Below are 14934 nucleotides of genomic sequence, written 5' to 3' on the forward strand. Positions count from 1 at the left end.
TTATGAATGGCTTTCTCGGTGAATTCTTAGGAACATTGGTTTTGATAGTTCTCGGAACGGGGACAGGAGCTGCAGTTAATTTAAATAAATCTTATGCAAAAAATCAGCAGTGGCTTTTTATTACTATCGCTTGGGGTATGGCAGTAACATTTGGTGTTTATGTGGCAGGACAACTGGGCTCTGATGGTCACCTTAATCCAGCGGTAACTTTAGCTTTTGCAAGTTTTGGACTCTTTTCATGGTCTCATGTAGTTCCCTACTTACTTGGACAGTTTCTCGGTGCGTTTCTCGGTGCAGTACTTGTTATAGTACATTATTACCCACATTTTAAAGAAACTAAAAATAATGAGGGTAATAGTGTAGGAATCTTTGCTACCGGTCCGGCGGTTTCTGATACCATTTTTAACTTTTTAAGTGAAGTAATCGCAACCTTCTTCTTTATTTTCACGCTATTAAATCTTGGAGATTTTACTCAGGGACTAAAACCGTTAATTGTTGGTCTCTTAATTATGGTTATTGGTCAGGCACTCGGGGCAACCACAGGCTTTGCTTTGAATCCTGCGCGAGATTTCTCACCACGATTAGCATATTACCTTTTACCAGTTCCAAATAAAGGAAACGCTAATTTTGGATATGCTTGGATTCCAATTATGGGGCCCATTATTGGTGGTTTACTAGCTACCTGGCTTCAAGTTATGATTAACTAATTTGAAATGAATATAATGTAAAGTGGATTTAGTATAAAATTGCGGTTCTTTACGAGATGCTGTGGATTCCTAATATGGGTGTCTGCAGCTTTTTGTGTTTTATGAGAAAAATCAAGGGGAGACTGGAAAAAAACTAGCTCTTTGGATAAAATTTAAGAAATACTGACAATAAAAACCGCTAGATATCAACGTTCTTAGTAACGTAATATCTAGCGGTTTTTCAATTTTGAGACTTTTCATTAAAAACGCAACTTCTTATGCTTTTTAACTTAAATTTTTTGTTGAATATCAGTAACTTTAACCTTTAAAACTTTACGAATCCAAGGAAATTTAGCTTTCATTTCCTCAAAAATAGCACCATTTTCCAAAAATGATCCTTGACCATAAATATGAAAACCTGCACCTGGCCCCTCTGTACCAATAACTTTCTTACTACCGACAGTCAAAGTAAGCGTGGAATCGCCTTCAAAATCATGTTCAATAGAGTGCATACCAGCTGCAGGAATATAAAGATTGTCATTAGCTAAATCAAGTTTTATATAAGACATCCATGTATTAACAACACTAGCTGGCTGAGCATTAACGGTAATAATAGTAACTGGACCTTCATTTTCCATAACTTGGAGAAAAACTTCATTATTCATCATCAATATTACCCCCTTATAAGGCTGATTATAGTCTGTAAAGAATAAAATAGCAATAATTATAGCTATAAAGGAATGAAACGAACTATAACTAGATAGAAGATATGATACTAAGGAAGTTAGCAAACTTTAAATTTAATTCTTATAGGTAAAAGTTAATAACAGATGTCCACAATAAGGAATATTGATTATCATAATGTACTAATTGTTAGTATGTGCGTGGTGCTAGTTGATTGGCAAGTCATAGAATCCTAAAAGGATGATATCGAAAGTAAAATCAAGGACTCTCATTGGGCTCCCGAAACAGTTGCGGCTATGTCTAAGAGTAAATTTTGCTTCAAATCAATCTATAACTGGATTGATAATAACTTACTTGATATTCAGCTAGAAAACCTTCTAGATAAAGGAATTCGTAGAAGACGTGCAGCTGAAACTAGAGGGAAAGCTACTCAACAAGGTAAGTCCATTGAAGTCCGTCCTAAAGATGTTAATAAGCAACTTGTTTTTAGCCATTTTGAGGGCGATACAGTTCTTTCAGGTAAGACTAAAGGACAAGCTTTAGGAACGTTTTTAGAGCGTATGAGTCGCCTCTATATTGTGACACGTTTAAGCGACCGTAATAGTGCTGCCATGACGGAAGCTATCCTTAACTTAGCTGAAAAGTTAGGAACTAAAGGTATGAAGTCGATTGCTGTAGACCATGGGAAGGAATTCTCAGGTTACAAGCAAGTCGAAGAACAGTCTGATATTGACGTTTACTTTGCCCACGCTTACGCGCCACATGAACGTGGAGCTAACGAGAATCGTAACCGTGCTTTACGCCGCTTTATCCCTAAGGGATGTCCAATTGAAGAAGTTAGTGATGAGGAACTAATGCGGATTAACTAGACAATGAATACGATGCCACTCAAGTGTTTAAACTGGCGAACACCACTTGAAGTCTTTATGGAGCATTACCGTTCATAATTTGTTCAATTTATTTCTTGCAATCTGTCTTACGAAAACAATTGACATCGCTTTCGAGAAGAACTATATTTAAGTTGTAAACAATGTTTTTTCGTCAAGATTAAGAGGTGTTTATTATGGAAAAACAAAAAGTTATCATTGTCGGAGCCTCACATGGTGGCCACCAAAGCGCACTTGAACTTTTAGACAAGTACGATAATGTTGATGTCACAATCTATGAAGCGGGTGATTTTGTCTCTTTCATGTCTTGCGGGATGCAGTTGTACTTGGAAGATAAGGCAACCGCTAAAGATGATGTGCGAAACTTCGCCCCTGCTGACCTTGAAGCTAAGGGAGGGCGAATTTTCAACAATCACCAAGTCACAAAGATTAACGCTGATAAGAAGACAGTAATCGTTAAAGACGTTTTAACTGACCAAGAAGAAGAGGTTTCCTACGATAAGTTAATTCTTAGTTCTGGGGTAACCCCTCAAACGCTACCTGTCCCAGGAAATGACCTTGAAAATATCTACCTCATGCGTGGATATGACTGGGCCGGCAAGATTAAATCTGCTTTGAACAATCCCGCTATCAAGAATGTTGCGGTGATTGGGGCCGGAAATATCGGGATTGAAGCCGTCGAAGTCTTCGCCAATGCTGGGCGTAATGTCACGCTCTTAGATATGATTGACAAACCAATGGGCAATTATGTCAACGATGAATTGGCAGACCTTGTCGCAGCTGAACTTGAAAAGCACCATGTCACCCAGGTCTTAGGGGCTAAAATTGAAGCCTTTGAAGGGGATGGTAAGGTCACAGCTATAAAGACGGACAAGGGTCAAGTTGATACAGACTTAGTAATTGTCGCAGCCGGAGTTAAACCAAATACAAAATGGCTTGAGGGCACCGTTGATTTAACTGATCGGGGCTTTATCCAAACAGATGCTTACTTGCGCACTAATCTCCCTGATGTTTACGCAATTGGGGATGCTATCTTACCATGGTCCATCCCAGGTCAAGCTCACATGCCCGTCGCTTTGGCAACAACCGCACGCCGTGAAGCCATGTATCTTGCCAGTCACCTCTTTGAAAGTAAGCCATCCCGTCCATTTAAAGGAGTGGTGGGCTCTTCAGCATTTGGTGTCTTTGACTTACACGGGGCTTCAGCAGGGTTAAACACCTTTTCTGCTGGAAGAATTGGCAAGAAGATTGCGACTTCACTTTATGAAGATTCCAAACGTCCGGCATACGTTCCAGAAAAAGACAATGCCAAAGTATACGTCAGCTTAACTTTTGATCCAGATAGTCACCAAATTTTAGGTGGGGCAGTCTTATCTAGTGATGATATCACCGCCCAAACCAATGTCTTATCACTAGCGATTGAACATAAATTAAGCTTGGAAGATTTGGCTGAGGCCGACTTCTTCTTCCAACCAGGCTACGACCGTCAATGGAGTTTACTGAATTTGGCGGCACAACACGCCTTAGGTTGGGCAAGATTCTAAGATAAAGACCGAGGTACTTCATGTAATGTGAGGTGCCTTTTTTTGTCGTTTCACGCAAACGTTATTATAACAAAAAGTCGTGACTATACATAAATTATAAGATAAGTTAATTATCCGTAAGTTCCTATATATCAAGGTTTATAAGAATAAATTCTTTGATATATAAATTGATTGTCTGCTATATTAAAGGTGCCCAAGAAAGGAAGATTTTATGTTAAAAAGAGTATTAATAGCTTTAGCGGGAGTAGTGGCCTTTTGGGTGCTTTTAATAGGAGGAATCTACGCAGTGGACAGATATCAACATTATCAAATGGTCAAAATTGTGAAGAGTGAGGAAGCGCATAAGGCGTTTGATGAGTGTCTTGAAAGTTATAAACGAAATAAAGAGGATTTTCCGTACGCAGATAAAATGAAATCTTATAAGGTGGATTACAGCAGTATAAAAAAGAATCCAATGTTTGACACAGATGTCACCCTTATTATAAATGATAATAAAGGTTGTGCGTGGTGCTAGTTGATTGGCAAGTCATAGAATCCTAAATTGTACATCAATAAAGAATTTGAAAACCTGTCAAAGAACGGGCGCGATTCTTTTCGATGTCATAATTACTGTTTAAAATCGAAAAACAACGCTCTATCTTACCTCTACAGCGAATTAAATCGTAACTATTTTGCCCCTTTGCACCCTTCATATTAGAGCGATATGGGGTCCAGAAATTATAGCCTAAATCCTTGGCATAAGCTTCACCAATATAGCCCATATCCGCAAGGATATTCTTGCATGGCCTTTCAGCGATTAGTTCAGGTGCTACCCTTACATCATGAATTGATGCTTTGGTGATACTGTAATTCAGAACTATACCTGTAGCTGATGTCATTACATGAGCTTTAAAACCGTAGAACTTTACGTTCTTTGTCGTGTTTTTACCGACATCTGCAATATCCTTGAAAATTTTTGTGGTGTACCGTCTATGTGACATTGATAAAGGCATCGGGAAGCTATCTATAATGGCAATGTCAGCTCCAGGTCCGCTAATTTCAACTAATCTGCGACGCATTATAGCAAGCACCGGTAAGAGTTAACGAGAACGCCGATTAAAACGTGAACGGCTTAATAATGTCTTTTCTGGGAAAGACGTCCTAAATACCCGATAAAATTTACGTTGTGAATTAACACCAATTGCATTTTGGTAAAGCATGAGTGTCAATACCTCAGTATCGGAATTTAGTGCTAAATGACTGCTCTTACGAGATTTTAAGCTAGTGGGACATAGGTTGGCATACAAGAAACGAGCAATTTTCTCAAAGTAATGTCGCGCGTTTTTCTTTAAAATTTAAGTGGTCTAACATGGTATGTAACAACTCCTATAGTTTGATCACTTAAGAGTTTACACCATGTTAGACTTTTTATCTTACAATTTTTAACTAGCACCACGCACAGTATATATTTATATACAAATATATATGTATATTTGTATATCTTTTATCCTCTATAAGGCAAATAAACTTTGCTTAAAGCTCTGTTTTTTCTTTACGAAAAACACCTCCGTACTGAGCCAAATAAAAAGGCACTATTTTCGTAGGGACGCACAAGTACTACTTCCTGCTTTATATCTGTAAAAAAATAATTCGTAATCTTCACTGATTACGAATTATGGCTAAAAGATTTAGTCCTTACTCAAAACCCAAAGGAAAATAATAAAGACAAAAAATAAAGCATACATTAAGACGGGAACTTCCTTACCACGCTTAGCTGCCAACATAGTAATTGGATACATGATAAAACCTAATGCTAAACCATCAGCAATGGAATAAGTCAAGGGCATCCCCGCAATAATCAAGAAAGCAGGAATAGCAATCTCTAATTGATTCCATTCGATACGCGCTAAGTTACCGGCCATTAAAACCCCGACAATAATCAAAGCCGGTGCGGTTACATATCCAGAAACAACCGTTAAAAGTGGGGAGAAGAACATCCCGATTACAAAGAAAATCCCAGTAACCACCGCAGTCAAACCAGAACGACCACCCACGGCAATCCCAGCTGAGGATTCGACATAAGCTCCAGCAGGTGAAGTCCCTAAAATTGAACCAAATAGCATCGCTACTGAATCAGAAATCAAAGCCTTCCCAATCCGTGGAATCCGCCCATCCCGGCTAGTAATACCAGCTTGAGTGGTTAAACCAACTAAAGTCCCGGCTGTATCAAAGAAACAAACCAAAAGAAAAGTCAAGACCACAATTACCATTTGAATAGAATTAACTTCCGAAAGGTGGGTAAAGGCTTGCCCAAAAGTTGGTGCTAAACTTGGGGCCGCTGAGACGATGTGGTGTGGCATGGGCATTAAACCGGTGCTAATGCCAAAAATCGTGGCGATAACCATCCCTATAAAAATGGCCCCTGGCACATTGATAATCATCAAAATAGCTGTCACAATCAAACCAATGACAGTCATCCAGGTTTGCCCGGAAAAGCTTCCCAAAGTTACTAAAGTAGAAGCATCTTTGACGACAAAGCCCCCACCTTGTAAGCCAATAAAGGCAATAAACATCCCAATTCCGGCAGAAATAGCAAATTTCAAATCACGGGGAATAGCGTTAATCACGGCTTCCCGCAAAGGAGTCGCTGAAATAATCACGAAAATAACCGCCGCTACAAAAGAACCTGCCAAAGTTGTTTCCCAAGGAATCTTCATCCCGATACAAACTGAGTAAGCGAAAAAGGCGTTAATCCCTAAAGATGGCGCATGGCAATCGGATACTTGGCCACAATCCCCATCATAAAAGAACCAAAAGCAGCCGCTAAGGCCGTTGCCGTAAAGACCGCTCCCTTGTCCATTCCTGAAGCCCCTAGGACTGTTGGATTAACAAAGAGGATATAGCACATGGATATAAAAGTAGTGAATCCTGCTAGAAATTCTCGTTTGATACTGGTCTCTAATGTTTGGACGTCACCATGTTCGTCCTTTACATTAAAAAAATAAGCTTTAATTGCATTCACAATAATTCTCCTTATTTATGATAAGTGTCACCTAAAGAGTTTACCATATTCCAACGCCAATGTTCATAAAAACATTTAAATTTTAGCTTAATTTTATTTAATCTTCGCATTTTTAGCTATTAAGTCCTAATACCAAGGCTAAAAACACAAAAAAAGAACCGAACCTACGTTCAGCTCTCCTTTTACTATGTTGCCTAGTTGTTTGAAGTAAAACCGTACTTCTTGTTGAAGCGGTCCACACGACCATCGGCTTGAGTAAACTTTTGACGTCCTGTGTAGAATGGGTGGGAGTCAGAAGAAATTTCAACCCGAATCAATGGGTAAGTTTTACCTTCAAATTCAACTGTTTCATCAGAAGTCTTTGTTGAACCAGAAACAAACTTGTAGCCTGTAGCTGAGTCCATGAAAACAACTTCGTGGTATTCTGGGTGAATGCCTTGTTTCATTTTAAATTCTCTCCTTGTGCCCTGATTCATTTGCTGAACCAGAGTTATTTTCTGTCATATTACAACAAGCCTTATCATAACATGTTTTTTAGGCAAGTGCAATCTTATTTTTGCTTTTCTTGTGCCAAAACTTCCCGACAAAAGACCCGATTACTAGAGCTTTGCTTGAGTTTAGCTAAGAGCGTACGCATCTGTTGTGTTTGATCGATTTCACGAGTAAAGCTACCCTCACGACTATCATAAGTACGACTGAAGTGATCACGTAACGCCCAGCTAGCTTTCAAAACTTGCCGGTCAAGTAACAATTCTTCCCGCCGCGTCGAGGAAGCTTTAATATCAATCGCTGGAAAGACCCGTCTTTCCGCTAAAGTACGGTCAAGACGGATTTCTTGATTCCCTGTGCCTTTGAATTCTTCAAAAATCACTTCATCCATGCGACTACCAGTTTCAACCAAAGCAGTTGCGATAATGGTTAAACTTCCGCCTTCTTCGACATTACGTGCTGCCCCAAAGAAACGCTTCGGCCGATACAAAGCTGCCGGATCCACCCCACCGGATAGAGTCCGCCCACTAGGCTTTTCCACAATATTAGCCGCCCGTGCTAATCGCGTCAAAGAATCCATGAGGATAATGACATCTTCGCCTTCTTCGACCAACCTTTGCGCTCTTTGTAAGACCAAATCCGCCACCCGCAAATGATTTTCTGGTCTTTGATCAAAGGTCGAATAAACCACTTCACCCTTAATAGTTCTTTCTAATTCCGTTACCTCTTCAGGTCGCTCATCAATTAATAACATAATCAAGTGAGCCTCAGGATAGTTTTTACTAATTCCTTGAGCAATTTCTTTCAATAAAGAAGTCTTACCCGCCTTAGGAGGCGCCACAATCAGGGAACGTTGACCAAAACCAATCGGCGCAAAAATATCAATCAACCTCGTTGCTAAACGAGTTGGCGTCGTGGTTAATTTAATTTGTTCTTCGGGATAAATAGCCGTCAAGCCCTTAAAAGGTGGGCGCAAGCGCGCTTGACCCGGTGCTTTATTATTGACCTTATCTACCCAAAGGAGAGCTCCATTTTGCCCCAGACGAGCCGGACGTGCAATTCCCGATAAAAGGTCTCCCTGGCGTAAACCAAGTCGTAATTGGGAATACGATACATATAGATCTTCTCGGGAAGGACCATAGTTAACCGGTCTTAAAAAGCCGTAAGGATCCTTATCTTGAGGGTGCATAATTTCTAAAACCCCTTCGATAAAATAATGCCCGTCTTGATCAGCCATGGCCTGTGCCACTGCGATAATTAATTCCTGACGACTCATGTCTGACGCATCTAGACCATACTTATCCGCATCCGCATACAATGCCGCCAATGACTTAGCTTGTAAGGTTGAGATAACATCTTTGCGTGCTTCCGTAATTTGAGCTCGTTCGCTTTCAGTTAGCTCACGCTCAGATTTTCGCTTAGAATAACGTCTATTATCGGTCTGCTTTTCTACCATTATCTCACCTTCACCTACTAATTACCGACAACTTCCAAGTCAACGGACAAACCTTTGAATTTTTCCACAATCCGATCGTAACCGCGCAAAATGTGTTCAGCATTTTCAATCACCGTTGTCCCATGTGACATCAAGCCTAGTCCTACGAGAGACACACCAGCCCGAATTTCGCAAGCATCAACCGTGGCCCCATGAAGGTCCCTTGATTCTTGGACCGTGATAACGCCATTGGCACTGGCAATGTTACCACCCATACGATTCATTTCTGCAATGTGTTTTACCCTTTCGGGGTAAAGGGTGTCAATAATCATTGATTGACCCTTAGCCTTCATTAAAAGAGGCGTAATTGGTTGTTGTAAGTCCGTCGCAAAACCTGGGAAAGGTGACGTTGTGATGGTGATGGGTTTCAAATTATCGCCACCCGGTACATAAATTTGGTCTTCGCCGATTTCTAACTCAACACCCATCTCCACCATTTTTGAAATAAACGGATCTAAGTGTTCGGGAATAACATTTTTTACGGTCACACCTTCACCATTAGCGGCCGCAAAAGCCAAGTAAGTTCCCGCCTCAATCCGGTCCGGAATAACAGTGTGGATGTTTTTGGCTTCTAAGCGATCCACCCCTTGGATCCGAATTTCGTTGGTTCCAGCCCCACGAATCTTAGCCCCCATGTTATTCAAAAATGTTGCTAAGTCGATAATTTCTGGTTCTCGCGCCACATTTTCCATAATGGTCGTACCTTTGGCGCGCACCGCAGCCAATAAAACATTAATCGTTGCCCCGACAGAAACCAAGTCAAAGAAGACCCGCGCACCCTTTAGCCCCTCTGGGCCCGTCGTGATGCGTACTTGGTTACCGTCTTCTTCAACTTTAGCTCCTAAGGCCTTAAAACCCTTAATATGCTGATCAATCGGACGGGGACCGATATTATCGCCCCCAGGAAAACTCACCGTAGCTTGACCAAATTTACCTAATAACGCCCCCATAAAATAATAGGAGGCCCGTAAAGAACGAATGGCATCTCCTGGCAAGGAACTTTCTTCAATTTGCGTTGGGTCAATTTCTAAAACCCCATGTCGAAAACTTGATTCAACATTCATCGCTTTTAAAATCCGCATCAAGTTTTGGACGTCCAAAATATTAGGCACCGAATCCAATTTCACCGGTGTATCGGCTAAAATTGCTGCGGGAATCAAAGCTACAGTACTATTTTTTGCACCACCAATCGTCACTTCACCAGCGAGTTTTTGCCCGCCTCTGACAATCATTTTTTTCATTTATGTTCCTCTCAACAAAACACTTTTGCTTTCTAAGTTGTATTTAATATAAATCGTTTTACCGGATTAATCACTCACGTTTCAGCCGGCAATTTCAAGGCGCAAGAAAGCACCTTTCTTCAGTTTACAAAATTAATTTCTTTCTTTCAATGGATATCAGATTAAATTTGTAAAAATTAGGAAATTTTTTCTTTATTACAAAAAAAGCGCGAAAAAGTTCCTGCTTAACAAAAACTTTTTTGCGCTTCAAATACAATTAGTTAGCACTAGCAGTCACAAAGGCTTTGAATAGCCCTTCTGGACGTTGTGGCCGGGATAAGAATTCAGGGTGGTATTGAGCGGCCACGAAGAACTTGTGGTCACTAACTTCCACAACTTCCACTAAACGGTTGTCAGGGGAGGTCCCTGCAAAGGTTAAGCCTTTTTCACTCAAGAGGTCACGGTACTTGTTGTTAAATTCGTAACGGTGACGGTGACGTTCTTGAATAACATCTTGGTTATCGTAAGCTGCCGCTGCAACCGTACCTGGCTTCAACTTACATGGGTAAAGCCCTAACCGTTGGGTACCACCCATGTTTTCCACATCTTCTTGGTCGGCCATTAAGGCAATCACATTATTCTTGCCATCTGGAGTGACCTCTTGGGTGTTGGCATCTTCAATTCCAGCCACATCGCGGGCAAATTCAATACATGCCATTTGCATTCCTAAGCAGATTCCCAAGAATGGTACGTTGTTTTCCCGAGCGTAACGAATGGATTGAATCATTCCTTCTAAACCACGGTCCCCGAAACCGCCAGGAACGATAATCCCATCGTAAGCTTGTAATTCTTCTTCAGCATTTTCTGCCGTAATGTTTTCGGCATCAATAAAGTCAATTTCCACCTTGGCATTAATTTGGTAACCGGCGTGCTTCAAAGCTTCATTCACAGAGATGTAAGCATCTGGCAATTGGACATACTTCCCAACTAACCCAATCTTGACTACACCTTCAAGGTTTTGGACGCGATCCTTCAAAGCTGTCCATTCTGTCATATCAGCCGCTGGAGTATCTAAGTGTAACTTTTTGCAGACAATCTCATCCATACCTTGAGCTTGTAAGTTCAAAGGAATTTGGTATAAAGTATCCACGTCCATGGATTCGATGACCGCTTCCGGTTCCACGTCACAGAAGTTAGCAATCTTGTTGCGCATACTTTGAGAAATTGGTTGTTCCGTCCGTACAACTAAGATGTTAGGTTGGATTCCCAAACCACGTAATTCCTTCACAGAGTGTTGAGTTGGCTTGGTCTTCATTTCTCCAGCAGCCTTGATATAAGGCACTAAAGTCGTGTGGATATAAGTTACATTATCAGCCCCAACTTCGGACTTCATTTGTCGTAAAGCTTCCAAGAATGGTAAGGATTCAATATCCCCTACCGTTCCACCAACTTCGGTAATCACCACATCAGCATCAGTCACCGTACCGGCGCGCATGATTTTTTCTTTAATCATATTAGTGATGTGTGGGATAACTTGCACAGTTGCACCCAGGTAGTCCCCGCGACGTTCCTTCTTTAAAACTTCTGAATAGATCTTACCAGTCGTCACGTTGGAGTATTTGTTTAAATTAATATCAATAAAACGTTCGTAGTGGCCAAGGTCTAAGTCTGTTTCCGTACCATCATCAGTCACGAAAACTTCCCCGTGTTGGTACGGACTCATGGTTCCTGGGTCAACGTTAATGTATGGATCAAATTTTTGGATTGTTACCTTTAAACCCCGATTTTTTAATAAGCGACCTAAGGAAGCTGCAACAATCCCTTTACCTAATGAAGAAACAACCCCACCGGTAACAAAAATATATTTGGTCATTAGAAAATACTCCTTTATAATTTATGATTTTATTGGGTAAGATACGTTAAAAATAAAAACAACAAGCTCCCTATCCACTCATGAATAGGGAGCTTGTATCTTCCGTACGCTTGCTTCAGCAAAAACTGAAGCGCCCATATAGCATTCTACATGCTTTAAGGATTTGCGTCAAGTAAAAATATATTATTCGTCGTCTTCGGATGCAAAGGCATCTTCGTCAGAGATGGTTGAAAGTTGATCTTCTAAACCGCCATCCAAATCATCATCTTCGTCATCTATGCCTTCAAGATCACGACTGTAATCTTTCAATTCATTATCATCGTCATCTTCGTCATCGTAGACGTCGTTTTCTTCTTGGTCGTCATCATCATCTTCGTCATCATAGTCGATAACATCATCATCTTGAGCGTCATCATCCATAAAGGCGTTAACTTTGGTGTTTTTCTTCGCCGTATCATCGTCATCTTCAGAATGCACGAGCGCTTCGTCGATTGAGTCGAATGGATACCACGAACGTAAACCCCAGGTGTTGTCACCTAATGAAATGAAGCTTCCATCGACGTTTAAGTCAGTATAGAATTGCGACAAGCGTTCACGAATTTCGGCGTCACTTTTACCTAAGTATTCTTGAATCGCATTTGTTAAGTCCGCAAAAGACATAGTTTGTCCTTCGTGTCTTAAAACTGCGTGGGCTACTTCCACCATTGATAATTCATTTTTGTTTACATTTTTAAATTCTTCAAGCTCCAAACTGGTACACGTCCTTTCCACAGTCTACTCTTCATCTTACAATATTAATTTGTAAAATGCAATCGTAATTTATAGTCACCTAATAGTTCTTGCCCAGAATAAAGCTGATAATCAGCCTTAATTACACCTTTGGTTTCCACTTCATCTAGCTCAATCAATAATTTTTGTGTTTGTGCTTGAAGGTCTAATTTGCCAAACGCGGTATGATAACGTGCCGCTAAAGTTTGGCCAGCGCTTAATTGCATTTGCAAACGCAACTGTTCTTGCTTCCGGGTTAGTAAAACCTCTGCTGCACTAATTTTTAGTATCACTTGGGCTTGCCCATTTTCATTTTCCTCTATATAACGCAAATAATATTTATCATCTTTTTGGGTTAATTCCCCTGTAAACTTTTGATTGAACAAGGTGGTTTGGCCATCTTGAACTTGTTTGGTTCGTAAATGAACCCTAACTTTTTGTGATTTCACTTCCATTTTTTTCCTCACTTTGTTTCAAATGTTACCATCTTAAGCTTAACCGGGTCAATCAGACTTTGACGGACCCGCTAGAAAGCTTATAATGGACTTAAGTACTCTTAGTAGAAAGTAGGTTGCCTATGCAAAATACCATTCTTTTAACCAAAGAAAAAGTCCTCCGCGACCCAATCCATAATTACATTTATTTACAACATCAGGTCATTGTTGACTTGATTAATACCCGTGAATTTCAACGTTTGCGACGCATTAAGCAGTTAGGCACAACCAATCTCACCTTTCACGGAGCCGAACACAGTCGTTTCACCCACAGCGTCGGAGTGTATGAAATCACCCGCCGGATTTGCGATCTCTTCTTACGCAATTATCCTTCAAAAAGTCCAAACGATGGCCTTTGGAATGACGACGAGCGTTTGGTTGCCTTATGCGCCGCTTTACTGCACGATTTAGGACATGGTGCTTACTCCCACACCTTTGAACACATCTTCAAAACTAATCACGAAGAAATGACTGTGGCAATTATCACCAACCCTGAAACCCAAATCAATCAGGTTTTAAAAAACGTAGCTCCAGACTTCCCTGAAAAGGTAGCCTCCGTGATTACCAAGACCTATCCTAATCCCCAAGTTGTCCAAATGATTTCTAGTCAAATTGACGCTGACCGCATGGACTATCTCCTGCGGGATTCCTACTTTACTGGCGCTAATTACGGAACCTTTGATTTGACTCGTATTTTACGGGTAATGCGCCCCGATAGTAAGGGTATCATTTTTGATATCAATGGGATGCATGCCGTCGAAGACTACATCGTTAGTCGTTTTCAAATGTACCAACAAGTCTACTTCCACCCCGTTTCTCGCGCGATGGAAGTTATCCTAGACCACCTCTTATCACGTGCCCACCACTTATTTGAAGATGGTAAGTTAAATGACCCACTAAGTCAGCAGTTCCTGCACCCCTTCTTTAATGGAACTTTTACCTTACAAAACTACCTCGCCTTGGATGACGGTATTTTAAACACTTGCTTTGAGCTTTGGCGTAACCATGACGACCCCGTTTTAAGCAATTTAGCCACTCGTTTCTTAGATCGTCAACCATTCAAGAGCGTTAAGACCTCTATGGAAACGCAAGCCCTCTTACCCGAATTACGGCAACTAGTAACCGATGCAGGGTTTGATCCGCTTTATTACACCGCCGTCAATGATAGCTTCGACCTGCCTTACGATGTTTATAATCCACGCAAGGATAAAAAACCCACTCAAATTCGCCTACGCCAAAAGGACGGTTCCACTGCCGAACTTTCCCAGGAAAGCGCCCTAGTTAAGGCTATTACCGGACGGCAAAGCGGAGATGAGCGTTTCTTCTTTCCCAAAGAGATGTTAGCCCAAAATCAAAATCTCGATATTTTCATGCCAGTTTATTTAGAGTTTGCTCAACATATCAAAAACGACCATATCGTTTAAACTGTCAACAGGATTGCTAAAATAATTGCCAAAATCCCTAAGAACAAAGTATTAGCGGCAAACTTATCAAAGTGGATGGGACTATTCTTCTTACTAGCAACGGTATGCACATCAATTTTACGTTTTTGGTAATCTTCATCCCGTTCTCCCTTGCGCTGGCTCTTAAACCAGCCACTCATTAAACTGGCATATAGCAAAATATTAATAATCGCCAGACAAACCAAAGTTAAGCCACCCATGAAGAAAATATCCGATAGTAAGCGGGCCTGACTAGTGAAACGACCAATTAAAGCCACTAAAAAAGCCACCGCACCCACTGTTCCCGTTAGTGGGAGGACGATTTTATTTTTAAAGTTATCTATCATCGCA

14 protein-coding genes and 1 pseudogene are annotated in these 14934 nt (G+C 40.8%); 5 read left to right on the forward strand and 10 right to left on the reverse strand.

Features of this window, described 5'->3' with window-relative positions; translation table 11 throughout:
- Positions 1-2: 2 nt before the first annotated feature.
- Positions 3-707 carry an MIP/aquaporin family protein gene (locus tag JCM10991_RS03125; protein ID WP_025020525.1) on the forward strand — a complete coding sequence of 235 codons (705 nt, stop codon included), beginning with the start codon at positions 3-5 and terminating at the stop codon, positions 705-707.
- A 269-nt stretch (positions 708-976) separates the two neighbouring features.
- Here JCM10991_RS03125 and JCM10991_RS03130 read toward each other — a convergent pair whose 3' ends face one another.
- Positions 977-1354 (reverse strand): hypothetical protein, encoded by a 378-nt coding sequence (locus tag JCM10991_RS03130; protein ID WP_025020526.1) that lies wholly within the window; start codon positions 1352-1354, stop codon positions 977-979.
- Positions 1355-1627: 273 nt separating this feature from the next.
- Between JCM10991_RS03130 and JCM10991_RS12435 the strand changes: the two genes are divergently transcribed.
- From JCM10991_RS12435 to JCM10991_RS03145, 3 genes are all read left to right on the forward strand, one after another.
- Complete coding sequence (locus tag JCM10991_RS12435; protein ID WP_225349911.1) at positions 1628-2239, forward strand: IS30 family transposase; 612 nt, start codon at positions 1628-1630, stop codon at positions 2237-2239.
- A gap of 194 nt (positions 2240-2433) precedes the next feature.
- Positions 2434-3801 (forward strand): FAD-dependent oxidoreductase, encoded by a 1368-nt coding sequence (locus JCM10991_RS03140; protein WP_025020527.1) that lies wholly within the window; start codon positions 2434-2436, stop codon positions 3799-3801.
- A 211-nt stretch (positions 3802-4012) separates the two neighbouring features.
- A complete protein-coding gene (locus JCM10991_RS03145) occupies positions 4013-4315 on the forward strand; it encodes a DUF1310 family protein (RefSeq protein ID WP_025020528.1) in 303 nt (100 codons plus the stop codon).
- Between the two features lie 34 nt (positions 4316-4349).
- Here JCM10991_RS03145 and JCM10991_RS14325 read toward each other — a convergent pair whose 3' ends face one another.
- From JCM10991_RS14325 to JCM10991_RS03185, 8 genes and pseudogenes are all read right to left on the reverse strand, one after another.
- Positions 4350-4871: an IS982 family transposase gene (locus tag JCM10991_RS14325; protein WP_305068725.1), complete on the reverse strand. Its 522-nt coding sequence runs from the start codon at positions 4869-4871 to the stop codon at positions 4350-4352.
- A 597-nt stretch (positions 4872-5468) separates the two neighbouring features.
- Positions 5469-6802, reverse strand: a pseudogene (locus JCM10991_RS12445) (NCS2 family permease).
- A 194-nt stretch (positions 6803-6996) separates the two neighbouring features.
- Positions 6997-7248, reverse strand: a complete 252-nt coding sequence (locus JCM10991_RS03160) for a type B 50S ribosomal protein L31 (RefSeq protein WP_025020529.1) — start codon at positions 7246-7248, stop codon at positions 6997-6999.
- Between the two features lie 104 nt (positions 7249-7352).
- Positions 7353-8747, reverse strand: a complete 1395-nt coding sequence (gene rho, locus JCM10991_RS03165; RefSeq protein ID WP_023859818.1) for a transcription termination factor Rho — start codon at positions 8745-8747, stop codon at positions 7353-7355.
- Positions 8748-8764: 17 nt separating this feature from the next.
- Positions 8765-10027, reverse strand: a complete 1263-nt coding sequence (gene murA, locus JCM10991_RS03170) for a UDP-N-acetylglucosamine 1-carboxyvinyltransferase (protein ID WP_025020531.1) — start codon at positions 10025-10027, stop codon at positions 8765-8767.
- A 256-nt stretch (positions 10028-10283) separates the two neighbouring features.
- Positions 10284-11879 carry a CTP synthase gene (gene pyrG / locus JCM10991_RS03175; RefSeq protein ID WP_023859816.1) on the reverse strand — a complete coding sequence of 532 codons (1596 nt, stop codon included), beginning with the start codon at positions 11877-11879 and terminating at the stop codon, positions 10284-10286.
- A gap of 183 nt (positions 11880-12062) precedes the next feature.
- A complete protein-coding gene (gene rpoE / locus JCM10991_RS03180) occupies positions 12063-12629 on the reverse strand; it encodes a DNA-directed RNA polymerase subunit delta (protein ID WP_025020532.1) in 567 nt (188 codons plus the stop codon).
- A 44-nt stretch (positions 12630-12673) separates the two neighbouring features.
- Positions 12674-13102, reverse strand: a complete 429-nt coding sequence (locus JCM10991_RS03185) for a YwiB family protein (RefSeq protein ID WP_025020533.1) — start codon at positions 13100-13102, stop codon at positions 12674-12676.
- A 122-nt stretch (positions 13103-13224) separates the two neighbouring features.
- Between JCM10991_RS03185 and JCM10991_RS03190 the strand changes: the two genes are divergently transcribed.
- Complete coding sequence (locus JCM10991_RS03190; RefSeq protein WP_023859813.1) at positions 13225-14565, forward strand: HD domain-containing protein; 1341 nt, start codon at positions 13225-13227, stop codon at positions 14563-14565.
- On the opposite strand, the gene JCM10991_RS12450 is transcribed toward JCM10991_RS03190, so the two are convergent.
- Entirely contained in the window at positions 14562-14930 is a 369-nt protein-coding gene (locus JCM10991_RS12450; protein ID WP_225349908.1) for a DUF3899 domain-containing protein, read from the reverse strand. The genes JCM10991_RS03190 and JCM10991_RS12450 overlap by 4 nt on opposite strands.
- Positions 14931-14934 lie beyond the last annotated feature (4 nt).

Source organism: Ligilactobacillus equi DSM 15833 = JCM 10991 (assembly GCF_000615765.1).
Lineage (GTDB): Bacteria > Bacillota > Bacilli > Lactobacillales > Lactobacillaceae > Ligilactobacillus > Ligilactobacillus equi.